We start from the raw sequence: 24,774 nt of genomic DNA on the forward strand, positions 1-24,774 counted from the left end.
CTCAGTGGCGCGGGAGATTAAAAGCATTCATTTTTTGATACCTAAAGAGGCGGTTAATGTTTAGCTTAAACAATTACAGGCAATTTTTTTTGCCAATTTTTACAGGGTTGTATATTGGGGTTTTATTAAATGCCCCCATTTTTATTCGAAGGTTTCATCAGCTTCGCTTTGAAAATTTCCAATCTGTATTAGTTGAAATTATCTCTTCGTTTTTCTTTGTAACATTCTTGGCACTACTGTGCTCACTAACAGGGAAATATATTTCTCGATTTCTCCTGACGCTAATCTTTATTTTCTCTTCAGCTGCAAGCTACTATATGATATTTTTTAATGTTGACATAGGCTATGGTATTATTGCAGCTGCGTTAACAACAGATATAGGCCTTTCTAAAGAGTCAGTTGGCTGGCATTTTTTCTTATGGCTATTATTGATTAATATAATCCCTCTTTGGGTAATCTGGCGAAGAAAAAGCACCACTATCGGACTTGTTCAAAACAAAAAACGCCTTTGGTCTTTTAAAGCAATTGCAATAACTTTAACCGCGTTTGGTTGCTGGTTACCTTTAAATTTAATGGGCAAAGTGCAAGACGAGCAGGATAAAAAGGTAAATCGTATGATGGCCAGTTATGGTGGTATCGTAGCAGGTACTTATTCACCCTCAAACTGGTTGTTGAGCATAGGATTGCTTGCTTATAGTTCATATAGTCAGGCTGAAGATAACCGTAACCTTTACGATCCTGCTGAGCATTTTAAATACGCTCTACCCAAAAGTGCAGATAGCCTTTACATCGTGTTCATTATTGGAGAAAGTGCGCGACGGGATCATATGGGATTATATGGGTATCATCGCAACAATACTCCATATCTTGATCAGGAAAAAAATCTGGTTCATCTTCAGGGTTATTCATGTGATACATCAACAAAACTGTCCCTGCGCTGTATGTTTGTGAGAGAAGGTGGCGCATCTGAAGCCCCTCAAAGAACACTCAAAGAAATGAATGTTTTTTCAGTTATGAAAAAGCAGGGCTTTTCTTCAGAGCTATTTTCAATGCAGAGTGAGGCGTGGTTTTATAATAAAGTTATGGCTGACAGCTATGCCATTCGTGAAACCATTCAGTCGGAAAAAAGGCATGCTGGCGAACCAGTAGATGATATGTCGCTGGTTACTGAACTACAGGATTCTTTGATAAGGCATCCGAACGGAAAACATATTATTATCCTTCATACCAAAGGATCGCACTATATGTACACCGAACGCTACCCAAGAGCTTTTGCACTTTATAAGCCCGAATGCCAGGGTATTGATGACAGCTGCGGCACCCAAGAAATGATTAACTCTTATGATAACAGCCTTCTTTATACAGATTACTTTCTGAAGAAAACTTTCGACAGTTTAAGAAACAAAAATGCCATTGTTTTTTATGCCTCAGATCATGGTGAATCTATTTCTAATAACATGCATTTTCATGGCACTCCAAGAGATTATGCTCCTGTAGAACAACGCACTATTCCCATCATGGTTTGGGCTTCTGATAAGTTTCTTTCTAATGAAGAAAACCAAAAATCATTTGATAAGTTAAAAGGTCTCGAAGTTAACAAGACGCCAGTGTTTCATGAAAAGCTGTTTGACAGCATTTTGGGATGCTCTGGATTTACTTCTCCTGATGGTGGCATTAACCAGTACCGTAACTGGTGCGCTCACTAAAACATAGCGGTTGAAAAAGCCAGGCTGATATAAATAATTTATTAGCCTGGCTGGCTTCCGGATACATCAAGCGAAAACAGAAGAAAAACACATTCTACCCACGCTGATTTTATTAGGTATCATTCATAAGTGCCCTATTGTGCGGCTGGAAAATGCAACGTGGAAAAGGCCGGAAAATCTTGAGCAGATTTTCCCAGCAGCCGATCTGGCGAAAATTCACTCAATAATTCAGCACGTTGGCCTGTTAACATCTCATTCGCAACTAATCTTCCCAATAAGGGTCCCAGCGTCATGCCGCTATGCGTTACCATCAGGTAAGTCCGCTTATGTGGCGTTACATAGCCAATCCCCGGCAACCCATCTGCCGGACGGGAGCGCTGCCCCACCGCGATACGCTCAATTTTCGCAAATTCACAGTTATCGAACAGTCGGCGCAGTCTGTTAAGCATTTCTTGCCCTACATAGCCCTGTACGGCAGCTGGCGCAGCAGGATTAGCGCAATAATCGAGATCGGGTGCCTGAAGCAGTAATCTGCCGCCGCCGTCTGGCCTGACGTTAAGCTGTGGCGATATCAGATTAGCACTCAGCTGAGTAAATAATGGCGTTGTCACCGCGAGGAAGCCACAGGCTATTTTATTGGCCTGACTGGCATCGATTAATGCCAGTTTTAAGTCGAGGCACGCCATTAACTCCTGTGACCAGCGGCCGGTTGCTATGACGAGTTGATCGCCTTGCCAGCAAGAACTATCGGACAGCGCCAGGCTGACCTCTCTTTCATTTTCCTGAATATCGACTACGTCAGCAAAATTATTCAGCTTTGCACCACAGCGTCGTGCTTCAGACCAGAGCCAGGCCAGCAAAATGGCAGGATGAAGCAGGCATTCTTCAGGGAAATGCCAGAATGCATCAGCGCGGGGATCGAGACGAATTTCAGGCACGCGCTGCGTTATCTGTGCGCGCGTCAGCAGTAGCGTTCGGTAATTCAACGCCTGCAGCGAAGTGACGCGTTTTTCCAGACGTGTCTTTGCTTGCTCATCAGTAGCCCATTCGTAAGTACCAGAGCGAATCAGCCATTGCCCTTCCGTTTGTGCCTGTTCCTGCAAAGCAACATGTTCCTGCATTGCGGCCACATTCAATTGGTAATAGCTCTCTGGCTGCTTACCGTTAGCATTAACCCATGCAAAGGTCGTGCTGCTGGTCCCTGCTCCGATATGCTGACGCTCGAAAATGGTTACGTCAGCACCAGCGATTGCCAGCGCGCGTGCGACAGAAAGTCCCAGCACGCCCGCGCCAATCACGGCAATACGTTTTTTCTGCATTATTAAGCTCACCTTTTTAGTCATTAAACATGTAGGATAGCTTCAGGCGCTGATAGCACAGGTCAAGCTACCGCATGGGCAAAATAGCGCATAATGCCACCTGCAATCGCGTGTGCGATCTTCATACGGAATACCTGTGTGCCTAACAAAACCTCTTCGTTGGGGTTGGTAATAAATGATGTTTCAACTAATACAGACGGGACTGAGGGCGATTTTAGCACAACAAACGCGGCCTGTTCTGTGTGCTGGCTGTGCATCGGATGAACTGCTTTCACCTGCCGGATAATATGCTGCCCCAGCTTCAGACTGTCCTGAATGGTCCGGTGTTGAACAAGATCAAACAAAACTCTTTGCAGAGCAGTATCTCTGGTCTGTACATCAATGTCCGTAAAGTCATCTGCTGCATTTTCTTTACTGGCCATATAGCGAGCAAGCGTACTGCTGGCACCACGCGTCGAAAGAGCAAATACAGATGCCCCATGCGCTTCGGGACGCGTAAAACCATCAGCGTGAATGGAAAGGAAAATATCAGCATTGTGCTGGTGCGCAATTTCGATCCTTTTATAGAGCGGGATAAATTCATCCACTTCACGCGTCAGTTTTACGTCGTATCCTTTATGCTGTTTCAGCAACGTGCGAATATTTTGCGCGATCTCCAGCACCACATGTTTCTCCTCGGAGCCCCGGTGTCCAATGGCACCGGGATCCTTTCCTCCGTGGCCAGGATCAATCATGACGCGTTTGACAGACTCTCGCGAACCGCTCCGGGATGACTGATGATGTGATGGGGAGCGTTGCGCTACACGCGACGACTCAGCGGGAATAAAGTGGAGCGTGGCAAACTCCTCTTTTGCCAGGGCTGGCAGGCAGAGTGAAAGACCCGAAAAAAGGAGCCGTCGGCGCAGCAGTGATATTTTTTTGTCAGAATTGCTTGTACTCATTGATGACGTTCCGTTAACAACTATCGTCATCTGCAAGCCAGGCTGCCGCCTGTTTAGCAAAATAGGTCAATATTCCATCGGCGCCTGCCCGCCGGAAACAGAGCAGTGATTCCATTACAGTCTGCCTTTCATCCAGCCATCCCTGCTGAAAGGCAGCCATGTGCATCGCATATTCACCCGATACCTGATAGGCAAAAACCGGTACGCCAAACTGGTTTTTTACCTCTCTGATAATGTCGAGGTAGGGCATGCCGGGCTTGACCATTACCATGTCCGCGCCCTCCTGCAGATCCTGAGCAACCTCATGCAGTGCCTCCAGTCGGTTAGCCGGATCCATTTGATAGCTGCGCTTGTCACCTCCGCGCAGAGCTGACGCCGAACCGACCGCATCACGGAATGGGCCGTAATAGCCAGAAGCATATTTAGCTGAGTAAGCCATAATCTGTACGTTGTGACAGAGGCTGGCCTCCAGCTGCTGCCGGATGATGCCGATACGGCCGTCCATCATGTCGCTGGGAGCAAGAATATCGGCACCGGCGTCAGCATGCGTCATCGCCTGGCGCACCAGCAGATCAACAGTAGCATCGTTCAGGACATACCCCTTTTCATCCACAATGCCATCCTGTCCGTGAGACGAATAGGGATCGAGCGCGACATCGGTGATAATGCCCAGCTGGGGAAAATGTCTTTTAAGCGCTCGAATGGCTCGAGGAATAAGCCCGTGTTCATTAAACGCCTCTTCTGCGCAAGGCGTTTTTACCCCACTGTCAATACAAGGGAAGAGCGCAATTGCCGGGATGCCTGATGCAACCAGCTCTTCTGCCTCCTTCAACAACGCGTCGACAGAGAAACGATAAATGCCCGGCATAGAAGTAACGGGCTGTCGTTGATTTTGTCCTTCCACCACAAACAGGGGACAGATCAAATCCTCTACGCCCAGCCGACTTTCAGCAGTCATGCGGCGGCTAAAGGGTTGTGCCCGATTGCGGCGCAGGCGGCGAGCCGGATAGCTTCCGGTTAAAACGAACTCCATATTGGTTACCTCTTAAAACAGGCTTGATTATCCCCGGTTAAATTCAAGCGGCATTCCGGCTGGCGAAGGTATAATTGCGCCTTCACGCCAGACGATATGACCATTAACAAAGGTCATGACAACGGTGCCCTGCAGCGGTTTGCCTTCAAACGGCGACCAGCCGCATTTATACAGCAGCTGCTCTCGCTGTACTTTGAGCTCAGCCTGCGGGTTGATCAGCACCAGATCGGCCCAGTAGCCTTCACGGATATAGCCACGATCTTTAATTTCAAAACGCTCCGCCACGGCATGGCTGGTTTTGGCAACAATTTGTTCGGGGGAAAAAATACCGCACTGGCAGAGATCGAACAGGGCGGGAAGCGCATGCTGCACCAGGGGTAATCCAGATGGTGCCTCAAAATAAAGCCTGCTTTTCTCCTCGATAAGATGCGGCGCGTGATCGGTGGCGATGACATCTATGACGCCCTCTTTTACGGCTTGCCACAGTGCCTGCTGGTGGTAGTGCGATTTTACCGAGGGGTTGGCTTTTAGCTTATGACCCAGCCAGGCGTAATCATTCTGATTAAAATATAAATGATGTATGCAGGCCTCAGCCGTTATACGTTTTTTCCTGAGCGCCGCGATTGTCGGCGCGGCCTCAAATAAAGACAGTTCCGCCGCTGTGGTGATATGCAGTACATGCAAACGCGTGCCATACTTTTTAGCCAGTGATACGGCAAGGGCAGAAGACTGATAGCAGGCCGCAACAGGTCGAATTCTGGCATGCTCTGCCGCCGGAATATCGTCGCCATACTTTTCCCGCCATAGCGCTTCGTTGTGTCTGATTAGCGGCGTATCTTCACAGTGGGTGGCCACAATGCAGGGCGCATGACTAAAGATGTTTTCCAGCACCTGTTCATTATCCACCAGCATGTTGCCGGTCGACGATCCCATAAATACTTTGATGCCACAGGCCTCATCTGCCTGCAGCGCACGGAGTTCACTGGCGTTATCGTTAGTGGCACCAAACCAGAAGCTGTAGTTCGCTGCTGAGTGTTGTGAAGCGCGCTGAAACTTATTCTGCAGCGCCTGCCGCGTTGTCGTCGGCGGCATGACATTGGGCATCTCCATATAACTGGTAATGCCGCCGGCAACAGCAGCCCGAGATTCCGTTGCAATAGTGGCTTTATGGGTCAGTCCGGGCTCACGAAAATGAACCTGATCGTCAATCATACCAGGGATTAACCACAGCCCTTCTGCATTGATAATCTCCCAGCCAGCCAGGGGCGTAATATCTGCTGCAATTTTTTCTAGGCGACCGTTGACTATCAGCACATCAGCCTCTGAACGGCAATTGTCATTGATAAGCGTGGCGAATTTTATCAGCGTATGTTTCAAGCCTGCTCCTTATGACCGGTATTCCTGACAACGGCTATGATGTAGGCGGAAAACTGCAGCCGACGCCTGGTCGGCTGCGTTGAAATTAACGGGCTTTTGCCGGTTGAGAAGGGATTTGGCAGCGTGATGCCAGTAAATCCAGTGCCTCGCCGATAAGTAGCGTGCCGATGCTCTCACCGTTACGATCGCGAACAGTCACGCGCCCCTGCACTGCTTCTTTTCCGCCCACGATGAGCATATAAGGCACACGAGCCAGCGTCATTTCACGGATTTTGAGACCCATTTTTTCATTACGCAGATCGCAGTCGCAGCGTATTCCTCGTTTACGAAGTTCAGCCACAATTTGCTGTGCATAGAACGTCTGCGGCTCTGAAATGGTCATCACGACGGCCTGAACGGGGGACAGCCAGGCGGGAAGTTTGCCGGCATAGTGCTCAAGCAGAATGCCGGTGAAACGCTCAAGGGATCCAAATAACGCTCGATGCAGCATAACCGGGCGTTGCATTGTGCCGTCTTCTGCTACGTATCGCATATCGAAGCGCGCCGGGAGGTTCATGTCGACCTGGAGCGTACCGCACTGCCAGTCTCGTCCGATGGCGTCACGCAGCACAAATTCCAGCTTCGGTCCGTAAAACGCACCTTCGCCGGGGTTGATGCTCCACGTAAGCGCTTCAGCAGTCAGAGAAGATTCAAGGGCTTGCTCGAGGCGATCCCATTCTTCATCGCTGCCGATACGTTTTTCTGGCCGGGTGGAGAGCTTGATGGCTACGTCAGTGAAGCCAAACTGACGGTAAATATCCAGCACCAGCTTCAGGATATCGCGGCACTCCGCCTCCACCTGTTGCCCGGTACAAAAAATATGCGCATCGTCTTGAGTAAAATGGCGGACGCGCAGCAGACCATGTAGCGAGCCAGATGGCTCATAGCGGTGCACCTTGCCAAATTCCGACATTCTTATGGGCAGATCGCGATAGCTTTTTATGCCATGGTTAAACAGTGCCACAGCGCCGGGACAGTTCATCGGCTTCAACGCAAGCGTGCGGCCATCCTCCGTTTGCGTAGTAAACATATTGTCGCGGTAGTTTTCCCAGTGGCCGGAAATCTCCCACAGCGAACGATCCATCACGTCGGGAGTATTCACCTCAACATAGCCGGCATCGTCATGACGCTGGCGCATATAGCGAATCAGCCGCTGGAACAGCGTCCAGCCATGCGGGTGCCAGAACACAGCGCCAGGCGCATCATCCTGGAAGTGAAACAAATCAAGATCGCGGCCTAATTTGCGGTGATCGCGCTGCTCCGCCACAGCGCGGCTTTCAAGCCAGCCAGTGAGTTGCCTCGGGGTTGCCCAAGCCGTCACGTGGATACGCTGCAGCTGTTCTTTGCTGGCATCGCCTTGCCAGTAAGCACCTGCAACACTCAGTAGCTTAAAGTTACGCAGGAAGCGGGTATTCGGCACAGGCGGGCCTGGGAAAATATCGACACCGTCCTGATGGTGCCATAGCGTCACCTGCCCATGGCTGCCAGTCTGCTCCAAGAAATGAACTTTATAAGGTTCGTTTTGCGCCTCAAACCATGAAACAGCTTCATCATATTCAACCCGCTCCGTCAGCAGTGGCGTTTCATGAGCAACAAGCTGAGTCATACGTTGCTCAATGCGAACCAGGTCAGCCGTAGTAAAGGGGACTGAGCTAAAAAAGTCGTAGTAAAAGCCGTAATCATTGATACCAGCCTCGACCCGTTGCGCATTGGGGAACAGCTCTTTAACTGCCTGACCCAGGATTAGCGCACAGCTACGCCGGATAATGCCAAACGCCTCTTTATCATGCAGCGTGATGATATTCAGCCGGGCATCTGTGGACAGTTCGGCGCTGAGATCGACCGCCTCGCCGTTAAGTTCAGCCGCGATAGCGCTGTCAAATACGGCTTTGCCCATGCTTTTGGTAACTTCAACCAGCGTATTGCCTTTTGGAAAGATTTTTTGAGAACCATCAGGCAGCGTCAGTGACACACTGTTATTGGGATTGGAAACGACTTCCGACATCATATTTGCGGCGTCCAGATTGTTTAAATGCAACTTAACTGCAATAGAAAAGCCGCAAGATATCGCAACTAAGTTGCATTATCAATATTCTTTTTAGGGTCTTCACTGTTTTGACGACCGTGTATTCTCAGTACGCAGCCGCTGCTGGCAAAAGGGGATATGGCCTGCCGACAAGACAGGCCATGCAGGCATCAGAATTCGTTGCGCAGATGCTGATAACCTTCTACCAGCTGGACATTAGTAGTTGCCACCTCTTCGGAGAACTGCAGGGAGGCGGGATCGACGCGGTCAAAAGCGGCTAAATCGCTGTCTGGCCCGACGCGCTCGGTTGAGGGAATATAGGTATTTTCCGGCAGCGTAACGCCATCAACCACGGCGTTATAGCGGATCACGCAGCCAGACTGAATGTGACAGTTGAACAGCACACTGTTGAAACCAATGAACACGCGATCATCAACCTTACAGGGTCCATGTACAATGGCGCGGTGAGCGATTGAACTGCCGCTGCCAATAGTGACGGCGGCGCCGCTTTTCGAATGGATGACCACACCATCCTGAATATTGGAATGCGAGCCGATAATAATCGGCTCCATTTCACCTTGCTCATTGATTTCGTCAGCTCGAATAACGGCATAGGGCCCCACGTAGACATAATCTTCAATGATTACCCGGCCGCAGATTACCGCAGTGGGATCGATAAATGCTTTGGTTGATACCTGAGGGGAATGCCCGGTGGGGTTTTTACGCAACATAGCTTTATTTATTCCTTACGACTGACCTTAGCAACAGCGTTGTGCGCATGCAGACTTTCCTGATGCTCAACGCGAATATCGAATGAACTGAATTCTGTTTCTTTTTGCAGCGCCTGATACAGACGGCGGGCCGCATCCTCACAAAACATCAGGTTCTGGCCACAGGCGAGCGCAAAAGCTTGCTCATCACTGCGCTTTACAGCCGTCTGCACGGCAGTTCCGAGGGCCAGCTCACAGCGATCAATAAGATGGCGAAAGGGAAAGGCAGAACATTCAGGTTTGAGTTTGACCTCGATCCAGGCCCAGCTGCGTTGGCTGTGCGGCGTAGCGGGCAACCCCTGCTCGCCTAACCAGGAGACGACTTCTTCCAGCGGCAGACGATCCAGACGTTGACCAAACGCATTACGGAACGCGAGCTGAGCGACCTGCCGGCTGAGTGCTGCCGAAGCAGGACAGGTAGAGGCATAAGGAATGCCTACCTTCATATTGATCTCATCCGTTTTGCCTGCTCGGGCCGTGAGCGAAACAGGATAGGCTTTCCAGCCTGACTGACTGGAATTAAGGGATTTTCGTGACAGCAGCAGATCGCCGCGGATAGCCAGACTCGCGTCATTGCTTTGTCCCGGATGGGATGAGAGGAAAGCGCTCAACACATCATGAACGCGTTGCGGTGTGACTTCGCCTTCCGTTAAGCTATCCAGCAGCATATACAACCGCGACATATGAATGCCTTTTGCTGCCATCTCATTGTTAAGCAAGTTGATGCCCGCATCGACTCTGGCATTGACGGGGCGGCCTTCAAACTCAAGCGGCAGGTCAATCTGTTCCATGCCGACCCAGTCCAGTGCAATATCTTGCAATTCACTGGAAGAAGACTGCACATCCGCCAGTGACCGCGGGCAAAGCGCATGAGAGGTTGTCATAAATTCATCCTCTGTTGTTTATAATGCCGTGAATGGATGCGGAAATTAGCTCTGACCGCGGGGCTATTTACGATACTGCGCCTCTACCATTTCCTGTTTTATCTTGGCGTCGATTGAAAGCTCAGCCGTAGGCCGCAGCAGCAGGCGCGCCAGCCCGATGGGCTCACCGGTTTCGCGACAGTAGCCGTACTCACCGTTTTTGACGCGCTGCAAGGCCGCATCAAACTTCGGAACCAGGCGACTTTCGCGATCGATTTGCCGGAAAAGCAGCCGTAGCTCCTCCTCACGCAGCGCCTTGTCAGCCTCATCGCCATGTTGCTCGCTGCGCTCAAGCTGTGTTTTCAAATAGTCGATATGCGCAATCAGCTCGCTACGTTCATGGCTCAACAGACGTAAAAAGAAATCGAGCTGTTGCGAATTCATATACGCTTCCGGAGGCATCGCCAGAATGGCTTGCTGCTCAGAAGACAAAATGCCGGTCATGATCACCCCCTAATTTTTTTGAAACGTTATATCATAACAATACAGAAATAAAAAAATGGCCTGGGTTTCGCTCAATCAGACGCGCAAAAAGTAAGCCGCACCACCTGACAAAGCGACATACCTCAGACTGACACGCGTGCGATGCGTTGCGGCCAGGGGTCGCTAAAGATGCCACCGCTACGCCACCATAAAATTTCATCTTCCGTCAGGAAACAGCGTTTCAACGCCATGGCAAAAGCGTTCGCAGCGTCCTCTTCGCCGATGACTGTCAGGCTGCAACGGCGATCGCCAAAACGTCCTGGCGCGCTGTCAACTTCCTGCTGGAGTATCTGCCGCTCTTCGGCTGTAAGGTGGTTATTGGTATGGCGCAGGATCCCCGCCTTCCAGTAGCTGATAAATTCCAGGTTGATACTCCCGGTAGCCTGATTCCACAGCAATGCCAGATCATCGCGACCCGGTAGCCAGAAAAAGCCTTTGCTGCGATAAACGCCAGTGCTCATAAACTGATGGCAGGTATCCCATAAACGCTGCGGGTGAAAAGGCCGGTCATCTTCAATCACTGCCGCTTTCATCGCCCAGGCCGAACGCTCTCCCGAGAGTGAATTGTCCACCTCCTCAGCCAGTTCATCAATCAGCTGACTGACGCGATGGAAATCGTAATCAGGGAGGTTTTGTAACTTGCCCAGTGCCAGATTGCCTCTGGGAACAGCCATGACGGCAACATAAGGATTCAGCGGATGGATCGCCTGAGCGATACTTTTCACCAAGTCAGCAGGCAGCCGGTCGTTTTTGGTCAGGATGAGATGACTACAGAACATAATCTGCTCTGCCAGCAAATTTTCTATATGGCGCTTGCCCGCCTGCAAATTAGCCTGCAGGCGTGGAATAAGCGCGGAGCCTGCAGCAAAATCATCGTTTAACATTACGCTATCTACCAGCGAAAGAAACCCCTTCAGCTGCACGTGGGGATGGCGGCGAAAATAGCGCACCAGCGGCAGCGGATGACTGCTGCCGGATGTTTCCAGCAGGATCATATCAGGATGATGATGGGCGAGGATTTGCTGCAGAGCATCATCAAGCTTTGTGATGCCACTCGCGCTACTGATGCTGTCAGCAGAGACGGTAAAGAAGTTATGCTTGCTGGCATTAACCAGTTCGGTATTAGCAATCAGCACCCCATCAACATCCAGTTCGCTCATGTCATTGACGATGACACAGGCGGTCAGACCTTGCCGATGCGCCTGAATGAGCAGGCTTTTCAGCAAGGTGGTCTTACCCGCACCAAGAAAGCCGTTCAGGATGGTCAGTGGAACTTTTGCCATATCGTCTCCTTTCCCACAGGCATAAACTCGCCTGGACTTAACGCAATCAGATTGCAATAATATAGACTCAAGTTCAAAACACAACTGAATTGCATTGACGGGGTATCTGAGTGGATAAAAAGGCTGCACCGGCCAGCAAGTGGCATCAGATAGTGCGATCGCATGGATTTCGTGTCACCTCCGCAATACTGGCAACGCTTGGTTGCCTGGAGCAGAGTGATGAGGCATTGAGTCATGAAGCGCTGACCCTGAAGCTGGGTGAGCAGGCCCCGGACCGCGTTACGCTCTATCGCATACTGGAACGTCTGATACAGGCAGGAATAGTGCAGAAATACACTGATTCTTCCCGAACCCAGCATTTCTCGCTCAAGCAGGATGTGGCCATGGGCAGCTTTGAGTGCGATCGGTGTCATCACGTTATACCTATTGAGAACGATCCTGTTCTGGCCGCCGCGATGCAGTTAGTTAAAGCGCGCCTGACCGAACAGGGAATGGCTGAACGTGAGGTGACGCTTGCCAGCTACGGTATCTGCTCCGACTGTAACCAACCTCCCCAGTCCTGATTTACTTCCTCTCTGATTCTTCACGTGTCTTTGCACGTGATTTTTTTCACGGCTAATAGGATTAGTGCTTGATTAAACTAACTAACACCTGGGGCGGGCAGAAACAACTGCTCGTTCCGATTCGTCCGGGCCATATCGGGATGTACGTTTGCGGCGTAACTGTCTACGACCTGTGTCATCTGGGCCATGGGCGTACCTTCGTGGCGTTCGATACGATTGTGCGTTATCTGCGCTTTTCCGGCTACAACGTAAAATATGTGCGCAACATTACCGATATTGATGACAAAATCATCTCACGCGCCCGCGAGACTGGAGAAATATGGCAAATGCTGGTGGCGCGAATGACGCATGAAATGCATCAGGATTTTGCAGCGCTGAATATCCTGCCGCCAGACGTTGAACCCAAACCAACCGAGCATATCCAGCAAATCATTGCGATGATCGAGCGGCTGATTCAGCGCGGTCACGCCTACATAACCCGCGAACATGACGTGATGTTCTCGACGGAAACTGCCAGAGATTACGGCAAGCTGTCTGGGCAGAATATTGTCAACCTGAGGTCTGGCGCGCGCGTATCAGTTAACACAGAGAAAAATAATCCGCTTGATTTTGTGCTCTGGAAGGCGGCCAAAGCGGGCGAGCCATGCTGGGATTCCCCCTGGGGTGCAGGCAGACCAGGCTGGCATATTGAGTGCTCAGCGATGAACAGCTATCACCTTGGTACGCACTTCGATATTCATGGCGGCGGGTCTGATCTTATCTTTCCTCATCATGAAAATGAGATAGCCCAGTCCACCAGCGCACATGATGGTCCCTATGTGAATTACTGGATGCATACGGGCATGGTTACCGTCGAACAGGAGAAAATGTCTAAGTCGCTGAACAACTTTCTGACGTTGCGCGACATGCTGCAGCAGTACGATGGTGAAGTGTTACGCCTGTTCTATATGACAGGCCACTATCGCAAGCCACTTAATTTCAGCCGGGATAATGTAGACGCGGCGCGCTCTTCGCTGACCCGGCTCTATTCAGTCTGCAGACTGGCCTGCGGATCGCCTTCTGCACAGCATGAGCAGTGGCAGGCGCGCTTCCAGCAAGCGATGAATGACGATTTCAATACGCCGAAGGCGCTGGCCGTGCTGTTTGATCTCGCGCGTCTCATTAATCAAACGCTCGTCAGCGATCCTGATGGAGCTGCCGCGCTCGCCGCTACGCTAAAACAGCTTGGCAATGTGCTGGGTCTGTTATGCCGGGAACCTGAAGAGTGGCTACAAAGCAATCCTTTATGGGATCAGTCGCAGCTCAATACTATCGCCGCCCGCGTAAAGGAGCGCGAAGAGGCGCGACAAAATCACGAGTGGGCGCGCGCAGATGCGCTTCGTCTCTGGCTTGAAGAACAGGGTGTGGAACTTGAGGATAAAGGTGGCAAAACGCACTGGAAAGTCAGATAAACCCTCGCCGCAAAGAAGAATTCTCGATTGATTTATGTTATGTTATAACATATCTATTTAGGCAGGATAGCGTTATGACCGAACATAAAGATGTCATTATTGTCGGTGCCGGCCCCGCTGGGGTCGGCATGGCATCACTCTTACGCCGCATTGGCGTTGAAAATATGCTGGTGATTGATCGCTATGAAGTGGGCGCTTCTTTTGTACGCTGGCCGCAGGAAACCCGGTTTATCACCCCCTCGTTTTATTCCAATCCCTTTGGTCAAATCGATCTGAATGCGGTAAATCCCGCGTCGTCACCTGCCCTCTCCGCCGGAGTGGAGCACCTTGACGGCACCGCCTATGCAAAATATCTCCAGGAGGTTTTACGCGACAGCGGCGCAGAGGCGCTGACCAGCACGCATATCGTTGAAGTCTCTCTGACGCAGAAAGGCAGCTTCCGTCTCTTTTCTTCATCCGGTCAAAAATGGGTAACCCCTGTGCTCATCTGGGCAACCGGAGAATACCAGTTCCCTGATAAAAACGTGTTTGAGGGTGCCGAACATTGCCTTCACTACAGTCGGGTGAACAGCTGGAGAGATTTTAAACAGGACGACTACGTCATTATCGGCGGCTATGAAAGTGCAGTGGATGCGGCTATCAATCTGCTTGAGCAAGGTTGTCGCGTCAAGCTCCTGACTCGCTCCGCGCCATGGGCAAACAACCATATTGCGGACCCCAGCATAAGTCTTTCTCCGTGGACGCGTCAGCGCCTGCAACAGGTCATGGATAATCGCTATTTTGAAATCTATGAAGATGCTGACGTCACTTCCGTTCTGAAAACGTCGAGTCCAGATGGTGGCTATCGCATCCACACGGCTAACGGGCGCGCATGGTGCTCGCATCAGCGACCGATTCTGGGAACGGGATTTCTTTGCGGAGGCGGCGCGCGCCAGCTGGCACCCTTCTTTGACTGGAACGCGGCCGGCTTTCCTTTACTGACGCCAGAAGACGCTTCGACACGCTTCCCAGGTTTGTATTTGGTCGGTCCTCAGGTCCGCCACGAACAGCACATTTACTGTTTTATCTATAAATTCCGAGAACGCTTCGCTGTAGTAGCGAAAGCCGTAGCGCAACAGTTGAATCTGCCTTTAAGGGATGATGACCTGAAATTGCTGACCGAAGACATCTGCTGTCAGGATGACAGGTGCCATTGTTGAAGGGAGCGCGCGATGAAAAATGTGGCCTTGATTGGTTTCGAAAGTACTGGCAAGTCGAGTTTGTTTAACCTGCTGACGCGCAGTTCAGTCAGTGATGAACGTAATTTCCGAGGCTCCAGTATCATCTGTCGCGAAAAGTCTCTGGAAAATGGGCAGGTAAAGCTGATCGATACGCCGGGCATACGCTATAAAAGCGACAACACCACCACCGAGCTGGCGCTTTCGGCACTGCAGCGCAGCGACACGGTGGTTGTCGTTATGCGCGCGACCGATGCCTTTTCCGAATGGGAGAAGCTCACCCCGTTACTGCAGCGCAGCCATCAGCAGGTGGCCATCGTATTAACTTTTGCGGATAAAGTGATAGCGGGTCTGGAACAGATTATACGCGTTCTGCGTGAGTCAGCGCAGGTGCCAGTTATGGCGCTGGACGTACGGCGTGCCAGTGAAGAGGGCCTTCAGCTACTGCTCCGCCTGATTGAACAAGCTGGCCAGCCGGGTTCGCTGGCTTATGTCAGCAATAACTCTGTTCCGGTTCTCAATATTTCCACCCATTCCCCACAGCAAACCTGGTTTGAACATCCTCAGGCGGGCCCACTGCTTGCACTCATCGCCGTTGGGTTATTATTTGCTGTGCCAGTCTGGGCTGCCTGGTATTTTTCCAGTTTGCTTCAGCCGCTGGTTGAAGTAACTGCCATTCACCCAATCGAAAGTGTTTTATCCCAGTCACCTACACTGCTACAGGCTCTGCTTACTGGTAGTTACGGGCTGATTTCGCTCGGTATCTATTCATTCATCTGGGCCTTTCCCGCCGTTTTGTTTATGGCGTTTTCAGTGGCAATAGCAGAAGACAGCGGAATAAAAGAGCGCATTATTTTCGCTCTCGATCCGTGGCTATGCAGGATAGGCCTGAACGGTACAGACATGATCCCGCTTTTAAGCGGTTTCGGTTGTAACGTAGTCGCCGTCTTTCAGACCCGAAGCTGTTCGCGCTGTTCGCGGCAGAATTGTATCTCCACAATTGCCTTCGGAGCGGCATGCAGCTACCAGACAGGTGCCACGCTCTCTCTGTTCAGCGCCGCAGGACATCCCGCACTGTTTGCGCCTTATCTGTTATTGCTTTTTATTACCGGGTGCGTGCATACCCGCCTCTGGAAAAACCGCTCCGTGGAAAATACAGAACGGCTGGAAATGGCGCCAGGCTGGTTGCAGTGGCCGCGCTGGCGTGCGCTACGCTGGTCCGTGAAAAACAGTTTTTCTCAGTTTCTCCTTCAGGCTATGCCCCTTTTTTTGATTATTTGCGTTATAGGGAGCTTGCTGGATTATCTGGCCATTATTGACGCAATAAGCCATGCGCTTGCGCCTGTCGCTGCGTTTTTTCATCTGCCGGCAGAAGTGTTACCTGGCATTATTTTTTCGCTGATACGCAAAGATGGGCTGATGGTACTTAACCAAGATTCTGGCGCGCTTATTCAAACATTAACGCTGTCGCAGCTTATTTTGCTTGTCTGGATCGCATCAACGCTAATGGCTTGTCTGGTCACCGTTCTCATCATTGCGCGTGAGGTATCCTGGCGCTTTGCTGCCAGACTGGCAGCAAAACAGGCTGTTAGTTCGTTAGTTATTGCAATGGCGATTACCCTGATTTTCACTTAATAATGGAGTAAATATGATCCCGCAGAATTACCAGCAATGGCGTCACTGCATCGTTAATGAATGCCGTATTGAGCTGACGCCATTATATATTCAACAACGGCTTCAGGTTTTGAATGATAAGAGCCATCAGGAAACGAAACGACTCACCTTTCTTTATGGAAAAACCCATCTTGAAAAGTTGATTACATGGTTTAATGCCGCGGCATGTGAGGCTTTGACAGCGGCGCCAGGTAAAGCTGCCCCGGGTTTCCATTGATTTCTGTTACCCAGCGGATATAGCCGCTGGGTAACATTATATCCGTGCGCCTTTGCCTACTCCTTCAAAAGCATGGACAGTGACATGGCCCAGCTGCGGATTGAGGCGGCCGATTTCCTGCTTAATAAAGCAACCAATACGTTCAACCGTGGTATCGTCAGGCAGAATCTCGACCTGCTCATGAGAAAGCAATATCTCAAAATAGCCCTGGCTGCTGGTATACGCTGAGGCTAACAGCTTGTCATGATAGACCGCCTGCGCCTTGGCTGATAACTGTGAGGCTGCCACAACATCATTCTCAGACATCAGATAGCTGTTTTTCCACCTCTCAGCCCAGTACTTTTCCCAGTAAGCATCTCGCTTATCATTGATAAAAATCTGGATAGTTGAGCGATGGCCATGCGCTATACGCTGGCAATTACCGGCATGTTTTTTTAACCCATGGGCATAATGATAATAATAGCCTGCATGTTCTTCATGGCGTAAGGTGATGGCCGCATCGTCAATATTAGCGGGTAAGATCTCTTTAATTTTTTTATTTAGCCATTTTTCCAGTTCGGTTGTTTCAATACTAGCCGCGTCGATCGGTAAAAAACTGGCAGCAGGTCCTGAAACGAAACAGTCTACCTTTCCCGCATCTGAAAAAAGCATCACGTCTACACGCTCGGCACAGCAAGTACAGGTTACACGTGGATTGCGAAGGGGGAGGACCAGAGCATGGTCTACACTCGCATCGAGATATTTTTTTATCTCTTTTTTTACCAGGGAAAAGTCCATTACCATGGACTGCTCGTCGAGTTCACCGGTTAGCGAAACATCAACAATCAGACTCTCCCCCACCAGCCCACGTAACGGATCAAGCCAGGAAAAATCAATTGTGGTCAAATTGCAGACGAACAAAACCATAAACTTATATTACCTGAATGCAGCAACAAAAAAGAAAAGCTGGCTATTTGCCAGCTTCATTAATATCAATTGAACCAGGGCTGGAAAGGATCGTGAAGCTTTTTCCAGCTGTCAGGTCCGGCCTGCATCTCTTCGTCGGTTAACAACGCGCTGTTAAGTTTGAGTCGAAGCTGTGGTGCATCCATGCCAATACCAATAAAGACCAGCTCCTGTCGTGCATCACCGGTGCCGTCCACCCAGTTTTGCATGATGAAATCGCGTGACTCTTGATCTTCCGGCCAGTGCTGCTGCGGGACGCTTGCCCACCACATACCCGCCAGCCCCTGACGACTAACGCCCCCCGCCTGTGACCAGGAACCTGCGTGTTCAGGTCGGCTGGCAAGCCAGAAAAAACCCTTCGAGCGCACAATGCCTTTCATGTCATTTTCAATAACGTTCAGGAAACGGTCAGGATGAAACGGACGACGGGCGCGAAAGACAAAGCTGTGAATGCCGTACTCTTCTGTTTCAGGCGTATGTTCGCCGCGCAGCTCTTTCAGCCAGCCCGGCGCCTGCGCGGCCGCGTTAAAATCGAACAGGCCGGTATTCAAAACATCTCCAAGTTTAACCTTACCGAACTCTGCGCTGATGATTTTTGCGCGAGAGTTAAGAGAGCGCAGAATAGCCATCAGGCGTGCGCTATCGGCTTCGCTGATAAGGTCCATTTTGTTGAGGATCAAGACATCGCAAAATTCAATCTGATCGATAAGCAGATCCACAACCGTACGTTCGTCTTCATCACTCAGTGATTCACCACGCGCCTGAATGCTGTCGTCCGATTCGTAGTCACGCAGAAAATTGTAGCCATCGACCACGGTCACCATGGTATCAAGCAGCGCCACTTCCGACAGGCTCTGTCCGCTGTCGTCAGCAAAGGTAAAGGTTTCCGCTACCGGCAGCGGCTCAGAAATGCCGGTTGACTCAATAACCAGATTATCGAAGCGCCCTTCTTTCGCCAGGCGGTTGACTTCAAGCAGCAGATCTTCACGCAGAGTGCAGCAGATGCAGCCGTTACTCATCTCAACCAGTTTCTCATCCGTTCTCGATAGCTCTGCACCGCCCTCTCTGACCAGCGCCGCGTCAATATTGACCTCTGACATATCATTGACGATGACAGCGACGCGGCGACCTTCCCGGTTGTTCAGAATGTGATTCAGTAGTGTTGTTTTTCCTGCGCCCAAAAACCCGGACAGGACGGTAACAGGCAGTTTTTTAAACTGACCGGTGTGTGGCGTCATATCAGACATTGCATGCTCTCCCAAATGGACTGCTGAGTTCGTTTTCGTCATTGCTTAGGCAGACAAGACGGATTTAGATTTCACTTTAGATATGTTATAACATAACAACCAAGCTTGTCATCGACTGAAATGCACATTAGGTTGGTTCTATGAATATTGAAGAATTTATTACAAGCTGTACTCGTCGGGAGAAACAGATTCTGCAGCAGGCTACAGGAATATGTGAGAAAAAAGGGGTACGGCTTACCACTCTCCGGCAGGTGGTGTTAATACTTATTTATCGTGCAGCGGATGGTGTTAAAGCCTATGATATTTTGAGAGAAATTCGTCAAATGCTGCCAAATGCAGCTCCAGCGATAGTTTATCGTCCCCTCCATTTTTTATTGCATACCAGCCTGATTTATAAAGTAAACAGTTGTCAGATCTTCAAAATCAACCAGTTAAATACGCGTATTGTCCCTGGGGCATTATTTGTCTGTCCCCTTTGTAACAAGCAGACGCTGGTCGAGGATCAGGGCCTCATGCAAGATTTATACAGGCTGCTCAAGTTAAACCATTACGCAGGGGAAGAAAATATTCTTGAAATCGTGGCGCAATGTGAAAATTGCGCCACGTCATGAGCTACCGCTTAAAGCATAATGCACGCGCATAACAATGCTAAGAGAAGACGGAGCCAGTAGAGAGTGATCAGGCTTTAACAGCCGGCAGTAATAAAATCGCCATTGGCACTAACGGGAATAACCGTATTGAAAAGCACCAGGGCAAACAACATCAGCATAATTCCTCCGGCCAGTAGTGAAAGCCGTGCTGCTGAAGCAGCCGAATGCGTCATCCAGCGACTGTTAGCCGCTATTATCCTCTCCCGGGCATGATGCACTATCGTCGCCAGGATGATAATCGACAGCGCGGTTCCGAGAGACATGGCCATGACTGCCGCTATACCCCATCTGAACATCCCAATCGCGTTAGAAAATATCAGGATCATCAGTGCACCACTACATGGCCGTATCCCGATGGTCAACGTAAGCCAGAGCGCATTACGCCAGCCGGGAGAAAGCGCATTTTCAGCGGGATAATGCTGATGCCCGCATCCGCACTCTACCTGCCGGGCCTGTTTGAAAAGCCTTGTTCTCCCCCCTACAGCACGACAGATTAGCACCGCGCCGAAGGCGGCAATCAGCAATGCGTTAATTTTTTCTATCCAGTATCGGCTCTGGCTAAGATCGCCGGTTGAAAGATTTAGCATGATCGCCAGCAACACAACAAACACAACCGCGACCACACCCTGCATCAGGCTGCCGGATAAGGTAATCAGCCTGCTTGCTTTGAGTTTTTCCCGGTGGGTGGCAAGAAAGGTGGTGATGACGAACTTACCGTGACCCGGCCCAACGGCATGCAGGACACCATAGATAAAGCTCCCTGCGATCAGCATCAGGCCGCCGTTTAGCTGGTGGCTGTTTTGCTGTAACAGATAGAGCACCAGATACCGGTGCAGGGTGACCTGGAGGCTAAAACAAAATTGAACAAAATCTTGCCAGTGATAAGCCAGCACACAGATAATGACGGTAAGGAAAGCGCCCGTCACGCCGGTGGCGATTCTTCTCTGGGCTTTCTGATGCAGCACATTGCTCATCTTTCCCCTCCACACGAAGCGTCATGCAGACACATAACACTCAGGAAATAATATTTTGCCCATATCCAAAATGATGAGGCGGGCGGTGATATTTGCTTATCTCCGCCCTGCTTTTACCCTTTAACGGGTGTTCGATTCGTCAGGTTTAAAACACCTGCCGTTACACAGACAGAGAAGTCTACATGGCTATCTTTAACAAATGTACTCCCCCATCAACTGTGCCTGCGGCTATCATGGGATCAACGGGATGCCACGCAATACTGCTTATCGCAGCGTCACCTTGCACGGCTGCCAGCGCGTTCTGCCGGGAAGAGTCATAGATAAACAGGCTCCCATCCTCTGCCCCGGAGGCTACCACCGGCTGTTGTGGATGCGCGGCAAGCGCCGTAATGTTTCCGTCATGGCAAAGCTGGTAATCAGGCCGGGTTCCCTCAGGGCCTTTTCCCTTACAGTCCCAGATAACGAGCGCTGCGCCACCCGCTGTATAGAAATAGCGCCCATTACGGCTCCAGTCTATCAGACGGACTTTACCGTCGTAACCTCCCATCTGAAACTCATTGCTTTTTTGAGCCGCCAGAGATGAATGGCGCCCTCCTGACTACCTGCAGCAATGATGGAGCCATCGGGGCGAACAGCAAGACTTAAGAGCGAACCTTTCCACTCATAGGTTTTTACCGGCTTGCTTTTGGTGGGATACCACCTCGCTACCTGTCCATAGGCGCTTGTAAGCAGACAGCCATCATCCTGCCATTCAACCCCGGTCAGCGTGCTTTCAGCGGGTGTAAAATCACTTAGGAGATTCCTTTCTCTATCCCGGAGTTTGAGCTCTTTGCCCGTGATGCCTGCAAGAACATGCTGGGGGTACCAGACAAGCTTTTCTACCCATCCTTTTCCACCCGTCAGCGTATGTTTTTTGTCGCCGTTGACCCCAGACCAGCTAGTGATGCGGCTGTCCTGACCCCCGCTGGCCAACGTGCATTCTCATGAGCCCAGGCAAGTGCGCTTGCACCCAGTCCGTGCACCTCTTCTCGCCACAGAAATTCGCCATCAGAACAGCGGTAGACCGCTACGCTACCAGCTGCACAGGCGGTCGCAAGGTGCTTGCCATCAGATGAGAAGGCCAGCTGATTGACATATTCACTTTCCGTAGCGGACCAAACCGGCTCATAGCCTGAGCCAGCTGGCGTTAAATAAGGCATGCATTCACACCTTCAGTAAGCGCCTGCCGATTGAGCCCGCGGACAATAAAAACTATTTCGCTCTTAAGCGGCTTGTTCCCTTGCCACGCACGGTCCATATGAAAATCCATCAGCATATGAATGCCTTGGAACACAATACGATTTTGCTGACCGGCAATATTAATAATGCCCTTGGAGCGGAATATATTTTCACCTTCCGTCGATAACAACATACGTAGCCACTGGCTTAATTTTCCCTGAGACAGCTCTCCATCGAGCGTAATGCCTACAGAAATAATCTCGTCATCATGGCTGTGTGCAGCGCTATAAGCGCCAGATACTAGGCAATACTATAGTCGCGTTGCGTCGGAGAGAAAGAGAAAACTCGTCAGGAATGTGCTTGGTTGCCAGCGCATAAAATCTGCTTTTTTGAATCTCCATAGCAAACGAGACACCACCCTGCTCCGGAACGGGTAAATCCAGAAGCTGACCGGAAGAAATTATGGGACCCGTCTTCAGGGCAGCGCGCGTGTCCGCATGAAACGTTGAATCTGCCTCTGCAGTAAGTTCCGTCAGTGTTGCAGCGCTGTAATTAGCAATGTGCATAAACAAGACGCCTATATAAGGATTTGGACCTTCAGGATAATGCCGCTAATGCACACCGGCATCTAGGGAGTAGATTCCCGCCCATCCAAAAGGATACTCAGGTTCCAAGAACTACGGTCACTCCTTGAGGATATGATTCAAATCAAAGCCTCCTACATCCAGAACTGCAGGATATCAATTTCTGCATTAATGGTACGATCTATTCTGGCGAGCGCATTCATGCTACGCAGTTTGCTATCGCGCTTTTTCACTGCTATCGGTATGTTGATCAATGGGGAGCAGGTCAGTTGGCGAAGGCAGAACCGAAGTAGAACTTGTTTGGGGGGTTGGATCATTATTGGTTATCCCAGAACTGGCCAGGCTTCCAGGACCGAGATATCTACACCATTAATGGTGATGGAGGGGAAAAATATTTCAGACGTGCTTCAGTTTTTGCGCATCCTGGTTATAACACGGCGTTGCTTAAAGACTTCGATATATCCGGTGACGCTCACCAGCAGACACACAGGCTTGCCGGCAGAATGGTGTCAGGGTTTGAATGGGGTAATGGCCAGTCAACCTAAGAGGCGCTGTTTACTCACTGTCCGCTTGCTGTCATACCCGCAATACTAAATCTGGCTGTGGAAAATTTTGGCGAACAGCAGATTAATCAGCACATCCAAAACCATTCAGTGCAGTTGCATACTCTGCAAGGGTGTATTTCAAATCCAGCAGAGAATATGCGTCAGTCACTCGCTGCCGCTGCGGGAAATTATAAATGGTTTAAGTCCATCACCTCTGCAGAGTTGCTGGGAAAAAATATTGTAGGGCCTTACCTGAATAGCTTTGCTGAAGAGTTCAAAAATGTCATCGGTACCTTGTACTAATGGGGTCAAGTTAGTGGAGACAGGCGATGACGGTAGAAGCCGTACTGGATGCACACAGGGGGATGATTGTTGCCCCTGCGAGATGTGGAAAAACACATCTGATTGCAGACCCACTGCGCGTAAAGCCCAAACGGCCCTATCTTGTTCTTACGCATACCACCGCAGGCGTGACCGCACTGAAAAGCCGCCTGACACGCTTGGCGTTCCGGCCAGCCACTATGTGCTTACTACGCTTGATGGATGGGCTGTCAGGGTCGCCACCAGCTTCCCGGGACTCAGCCCTGATATTGAGCACCCAGGCCTGGGAGCACCTGACTACAATGCTCTTCGACTTGGGATACGGGAGCTGCTGCGATCCGGCAATCTAAAAGAGATTATTCAGGCGTCATATTCCCGCCTGCTGGTAGATGAATACCAGGACTGTAACGCAGTGCAGCATGAAATCGTTCAAGTACTTGCTGAAATCCTCCCTTCCGAGGTGTTCGGCGATCCCATGCATTGTATTTTCAGTTTCAGTGGCCCTATGCCGGATTGGAAGCGTGAGGTGAAGGTCAACTTTCCACTGTTAAATACGCTCCAGACGCTTTGGCGATGGATCAATGCAGGTACGCTCGCATTGGGGCACTGGTTGCTTGAAAGCCGGGAAATACTACTGACTGGCAAGCGACTTCAGCTTGATTCATGTCCTACGCATGTGACTTACCACCAGCTTACCGGCATAGGGGCAAGAGACATGCAGATGCAGCAGCAGGAATACTACCGCGTCGCAGGGCGCAGTGAGGGGGAGACGATTCTTGTACTGGTTGACTCACGTCGGACGAATATAAGACACAACTTTGCGCAGCGCATGAATGGTCTTGATGTGGTTGAACCAGTCGATCTTAAAGACGTACTGCGCATGGTCGGAGCCCTAGAGGCCACCGTCGGCGGTAACAGGGTCAGCGCGCTGCTTGGCGCCGCCGCTGAGATAATGTTAAATGTTGAGATTGCAGCGACGGAGAAGCGGCTCGCCACAATCGGGGCCGGGCTTAACAAAACGCCACCGACCCCCACTGAATCAGCATTGCTGCTCCTTAATGGAGATCTTTCCCGCGTAACTTTGCTGGATGCGCTATGTGCTATTAGAGAAAAACCGGGCGTCGGGGGGCTTTCAATGTCCTTAAAGATACTCTTACTCTCAGCCTTAATACGCTTGGCAGAAGTTTGTCCGACTGTGCTGCAGTAATCCGGGAGCAGCGCAGATATCAAGGCGATCAGCGAATTCCTGCACGGGCCATTGGATCGAC

General features: G+C 50.5%; 25 protein-coding genes. 9 read left to right on the forward strand and 16 right to left on the reverse strand.

The window, feature by feature from the left end; all coding sequences use genetic code 11:
• Nucleotides 1-56 precede the first annotated feature (56 nt).
• On the forward strand, nucleotides 57-1,706 hold the full coding sequence (eptB, locus tag D8B20_RS20705; RefSeq protein WP_145891862.1) for a kdo(2)-lipid A phosphoethanolamine 7''-transferase: 1,650 nt from the start codon (nucleotides 57-59) through the stop codon (nucleotides 1,704-1,706).
• 134 nt (nucleotides 1,707-1,840) lie between these two features.
• On the opposite strand, the gene D8B20_RS20710 is transcribed toward eptB, so the two are convergent.
• The 9 genes from D8B20_RS20710 to D8B20_RS20750 form a co-directional block, all read right to left on the reverse strand.
• Entirely contained in the window at nucleotides 1,841-3,025 is a 1,185-nt protein-coding gene (locus D8B20_RS20710; RefSeq protein ID WP_145891864.1) for an NAD(P)/FAD-dependent oxidoreductase, read from the reverse strand.
• 62 nt (nucleotides 3,026-3,087) lie between these two features.
• Nucleotides 3,088-3,966 (reverse strand): N-acetylmuramoyl-L-alanine amidase, encoded by an 879-nt coding sequence (locus D8B20_RS20715; protein ID WP_145891866.1) that lies wholly within the window; start codon nucleotides 3,964-3,966, stop codon nucleotides 3,088-3,090.
• A 13-nt stretch (nucleotides 3,967-3,979) separates the two neighbouring features.
• Nucleotides 3,980-4,999 (reverse strand): porphobilinogen synthase, encoded by a 1,020-nt coding sequence (hemB, locus tag D8B20_RS20720; RefSeq protein ID WP_145891868.1) that lies wholly within the window; start codon nucleotides 4,997-4,999, stop codon nucleotides 3,980-3,982.
• 27 nt (nucleotides 5,000-5,026) lie between these two features.
• Nucleotides 5,027-6,376: a dihydroorotase gene (locus D8B20_RS20725; RefSeq protein WP_145891869.1), complete on the reverse strand. Its 1,350-nt coding sequence runs from the start codon at nucleotides 6,374-6,376 to the stop codon at nucleotides 5,027-5,029.
• Between the two features lie 85 nt (nucleotides 6,377-6,461).
• Nucleotides 6,462-8,423 (reverse strand): threonine--tRNA ligase, encoded by a 1,962-nt coding sequence (gene thrS / locus D8B20_RS20730; RefSeq protein ID WP_145891871.1) that lies wholly within the window; start codon nucleotides 8,421-8,423, stop codon nucleotides 6,462-6,464.
• 188 nt (nucleotides 8,424-8,611) lie between these two features.
• Entirely contained in the window at nucleotides 8,612-9,172 is a 561-nt protein-coding gene (locus tag D8B20_RS20735) for an LbetaH domain-containing protein (RefSeq protein ID WP_145891873.1), read from the reverse strand.
• Between the two features lie 8 nt (nucleotides 9,173-9,180).
• A complete protein-coding gene (gene folE2 / locus D8B20_RS20740; RefSeq protein ID WP_145891874.1) occupies nucleotides 9,181-10,095 on the reverse strand; it encodes a GTP cyclohydrolase FolE2 in 915 nt (304 codons plus the stop codon).
• Between the two features lie 63 nt (nucleotides 10,096-10,158).
• Nucleotides 10,159-10,578 carry an RNA polymerase-binding protein DksA gene (dksA, locus tag D8B20_RS20745; protein WP_145891876.1) on the reverse strand — a complete coding sequence of 140 codons (420 nt, stop codon included), beginning with the start codon at nucleotides 10,576-10,578 and terminating at the stop codon, nucleotides 10,159-10,161.
• A 122-nt stretch (nucleotides 10,579-10,700) separates the two neighbouring features.
• Complete coding sequence (locus D8B20_RS20750) at nucleotides 10,701-11,900, reverse strand: CobW family GTP-binding protein (RefSeq protein WP_145892064.1); 1,200 nt, start codon at nucleotides 11,898-11,900, stop codon at nucleotides 10,701-10,703.
• Nucleotides 11,901-12,010: 110 nt separating this feature from the next.
• Between D8B20_RS20750 and D8B20_RS20755 the strand changes: the two genes are divergently transcribed.
• From D8B20_RS20755 to D8B20_RS20775, 5 genes are all read left to right on the forward strand, one after another.
• On the forward strand, nucleotides 12,011-12,463 hold the full coding sequence (locus D8B20_RS20755) for a Fur family transcriptional regulator (protein ID WP_186454469.1): 453 nt from the start codon (nucleotides 12,011-12,013) through the stop codon (nucleotides 12,461-12,463).
• Between the two features lie 68 nt (nucleotides 12,464-12,531).
• A complete protein-coding gene (gene cysS / locus D8B20_RS20760) occupies nucleotides 12,532-13,914 on the forward strand; it encodes a cysteine--tRNA ligase (RefSeq protein ID WP_145891878.1) in 1,383 nt (460 codons plus the stop codon).
• A 74-nt stretch (nucleotides 13,915-13,988) separates the two neighbouring features.
• Complete coding sequence (locus D8B20_RS20765; protein ID WP_145891881.1) at nucleotides 13,989-15,113, forward strand: NAD(P)/FAD-dependent oxidoreductase; 1,125 nt, start codon at nucleotides 13,989-13,991, stop codon at nucleotides 15,111-15,113.
• A gap of 12 nt (nucleotides 15,114-15,125) precedes the next feature.
• Nucleotides 15,126-16,766 (forward strand): nucleoside recognition domain-containing protein, encoded by a 1,641-nt coding sequence (locus D8B20_RS20770; protein ID WP_145891883.1) that lies wholly within the window; start codon nucleotides 15,126-15,128, stop codon nucleotides 16,764-16,766.
• A 13-nt stretch (nucleotides 16,767-16,779) separates the two neighbouring features.
• Nucleotides 16,780-17,022 carry a hypothetical protein gene (locus D8B20_RS20775; RefSeq protein WP_186454470.1) on the forward strand — a complete coding sequence of 81 codons (243 nt, stop codon included), beginning with the start codon at nucleotides 16,780-16,782 and terminating at the stop codon, nucleotides 17,020-17,022.
• 36 nt (nucleotides 17,023-17,058) lie between these two features.
• Here D8B20_RS20775 and D8B20_RS20780 read toward each other — a convergent pair whose 3' ends face one another.
• Both D8B20_RS20780 and zigA read right to left on the reverse strand, forming a co-directional pair.
• A complete protein-coding gene (locus tag D8B20_RS20780) occupies nucleotides 17,059-17,928 on the reverse strand; it encodes a 6-carboxytetrahydropterin synthase (RefSeq protein ID WP_145891885.1) in 870 nt (289 codons plus the stop codon).
• A gap of 65 nt (nucleotides 17,929-17,993) precedes the next feature.
• Entirely contained in the window at nucleotides 17,994-19,214 is a 1,221-nt protein-coding gene (gene zigA / locus D8B20_RS20785; protein WP_145891887.1) for a zinc metallochaperone GTPase ZigA, read from the reverse strand.
• A 140-nt stretch (nucleotides 19,215-19,354) separates the two neighbouring features.
• On the opposite strand from zigA, the gene D8B20_RS20790 reads away from it, so the two are divergent.
• Nucleotides 19,355-19,825, forward strand: a complete 471-nt coding sequence (locus D8B20_RS20790) for a transcriptional repressor (protein ID WP_145891889.1) — start codon at nucleotides 19,355-19,357, stop codon at nucleotides 19,823-19,825.
• Nucleotides 19,826-19,899: 74 nt separating this feature from the next.
• Here the strand turns inward: D8B20_RS20790 and D8B20_RS20795 are convergent, their stop codons facing one another.
• From D8B20_RS20795 to D8B20_RS20810, 5 genes are all read right to left on the reverse strand, one after another.
• The gene (locus tag D8B20_RS20795; protein ID WP_145891891.1) at nucleotides 19,900-20,838 is read right to left on the reverse strand and encodes a nickel/cobalt transporter; all 939 of its coding nucleotides are present in this window, start codon (nucleotides 20,836-20,838) and stop codon (nucleotides 19,900-19,902) included.
• A gap of 178 nt (nucleotides 20,839-21,016) precedes the next feature.
• Nucleotides 21,017-21,385: a WD40 domain-containing protein gene (locus tag D8B20_RS22090; protein WP_145891892.1), complete on the reverse strand. Its 369-nt coding sequence runs from the start codon at nucleotides 21,383-21,385 to the stop codon at nucleotides 21,017-21,019.
• Entirely contained in the window at nucleotides 21,355-21,810 is a 456-nt protein-coding gene (locus D8B20_RS21695; RefSeq protein WP_186454484.1) for a WD40 repeat domain-containing protein, read from the reverse strand. The genes D8B20_RS22090 and D8B20_RS21695 overlap by 31 nt, the downstream gene beginning before the upstream one ends.
• A complete protein-coding gene (locus D8B20_RS22095) occupies nucleotides 21,738-22,037 on the reverse strand; it encodes a WD40 domain-containing protein (RefSeq protein ID WP_145891894.1) in 300 nt (99 codons plus the stop codon). Before D8B20_RS22095 ends, D8B20_RS21695 begins: the two co-directional genes overlap by 73 nt.
• Nucleotides 22,025-22,315, reverse strand: a complete 291-nt coding sequence (locus D8B20_RS20810; protein ID WP_145891896.1) for a CobW C-terminal domain-containing protein — start codon at nucleotides 22,313-22,315, stop codon at nucleotides 22,025-22,027. The genes D8B20_RS22095 and D8B20_RS20810 overlap by 13 nt, the downstream gene beginning before the upstream one ends.
• Nucleotides 22,316-23,242: 927 nt before the next feature.
• Between D8B20_RS20810 and D8B20_RS20815 the strand changes: the two genes are divergently transcribed.
• Nucleotides 23,243-23,488 carry a hypothetical protein gene (locus tag D8B20_RS20815; protein WP_145891898.1) on the forward strand — a complete coding sequence of 82 codons (246 nt, stop codon included), beginning with the start codon at nucleotides 23,243-23,245 and terminating at the stop codon, nucleotides 23,486-23,488.
• 82 nt (nucleotides 23,489-23,570) lie between these two features.
• Nucleotides 23,571-24,713 (forward strand): UvrD-helicase domain-containing protein, encoded by a 1,143-nt coding sequence (locus D8B20_RS20820; RefSeq protein WP_261388129.1) that lies wholly within the window; start codon nucleotides 23,571-23,573, stop codon nucleotides 24,711-24,713.
• Nucleotides 24,714-24,774: the final 61 nt, after the last annotated feature.

Origin of the sequence: Candidatus Pantoea soli, from assembly GCF_007833795.1 — a bacterium.
Taxonomy (GTDB): domain Bacteria; phylum Pseudomonadota; class Gammaproteobacteria; order Enterobacterales; family Enterobacteriaceae; genus Pantoea; species Pantoea soli.

What these genes read in the sequence shown, in the direction of transcription:
- D8B20_RS22095 (WP_145891894.1), bottom strand. Translation starts at nt 22,037, where the DNA reads ATGCCTTATTTAACGCCAGCTGGCTCAGGCTATGAGCCGGTTTGGTCC.
- thrS (WP_145891871.1), bottom strand. Translation starts at nt 8,423, where the DNA reads ATGATGTCGGAAGTCGTTTCCAATCCCAATAACAGTGTGTCACTGACG.
- D8B20_RS20780 (WP_145891885.1), bottom strand. Translation starts at nt 17,928, where the DNA reads ATGGTTTTGTTCGTCTGCAATTTGACCACAATTGATTTTTCCTGGCTT.
- D8B20_RS20770 (WP_145891883.1), top strand. Translation starts at nt 15,126, where the DNA reads ATGAAAAATGTGGCCTTGATTGGTTTCGAAAGTACTGGCAAGTCGAGT.
- D8B20_RS20735 (WP_145891873.1), bottom strand. Translation starts at nt 9,172, where the DNA reads ATGTTGCGTAAAAACCCCACCGGGCATTCCCCTCAGGTATCAACCAAA.
- D8B20_RS20715 (WP_145891866.1), bottom strand. Translation starts at nt 3,966, where the DNA reads ATGAGTACAAGCAATTCTGACAAAAAAATATCACTGCTGCGCCGACGG.
- eptB (WP_145891862.1), top strand. Translation starts at nt 57, where the DNA reads ATGTTTAGCTTAAACAATTACAGGCAATTTTTTTTGCCAATTTTTACA.
- D8B20_RS20775 (WP_186454470.1), top strand. Translation starts at nt 16,780, where the DNA reads ATGATCCCGCAGAATTACCAGCAATGGCGTCACTGCATCGTTAATGAA.
- D8B20_RS20795 (WP_145891891.1), bottom strand. Translation starts at nt 20,838, where the DNA reads ATGAGCAATGTGCTGCATCAGAAAGCCCAGAGAAGAATCGCCACCGGC.
- D8B20_RS20790 (WP_145891889.1), top strand. Translation starts at nt 19,355, where the DNA reads ATGAATATTGAAGAATTTATTACAAGCTGTACTCGTCGGGAGAAACAG.
- zigA (WP_145891887.1), bottom strand. Translation starts at nt 19,214, where the DNA reads ATGTCTGATATGACGCCACACACCGGTCAGTTTAAAAAACTGCCTGTT.
- D8B20_RS20710 (WP_145891864.1), bottom strand. Translation starts at nt 3,025, where the DNA reads ATGCAGAAAAAACGTATTGCCGTGATTGGCGCGGGCGTGCTGGGACTT.
- dksA (WP_145891876.1), bottom strand. Translation starts at nt 10,578, where the DNA reads ATGACCGGCATTTTGTCTTCTGAGCAGCAAGCCATTCTGGCGATGCCT.
- hemB (WP_145891868.1), bottom strand. Translation starts at nt 4,999, where the DNA reads ATGGAGTTCGTTTTAACCGGAAGCTATCCGGCTCGCCGCCTGCGCCGC.
- D8B20_RS20820 (WP_261388129.1), top strand. Translation starts at nt 23,571, where the DNA reads ATGTGGAAAAACACATCTGATTGCAGACCCACTGCGCGTAAAGCCCAA.
- D8B20_RS20765 (WP_145891881.1), top strand. Translation starts at nt 13,989, where the DNA reads ATGACCGAACATAAAGATGTCATTATTGTCGGTGCCGGCCCCGCTGGG.
- D8B20_RS20750 (WP_145892064.1), bottom strand. Translation starts at nt 11,900, where the DNA reads ATGGCAAAAGTTCCACTGACCATCCTGAACGGCTTTCTTGGTGCGGGT.
- folE2 (WP_145891874.1), bottom strand. Translation starts at nt 10,095, where the DNA reads ATGACAACCTCTCATGCGCTTTGCCCGCGGTCACTGGCGGATGTGCAG.
- D8B20_RS22090 (WP_145891892.1), bottom strand. Translation starts at nt 21,385, where the DNA reads ATGGGAGGTTACGACGGTAAAGTCCGTCTGATAGACTGGAGCCGTAAT.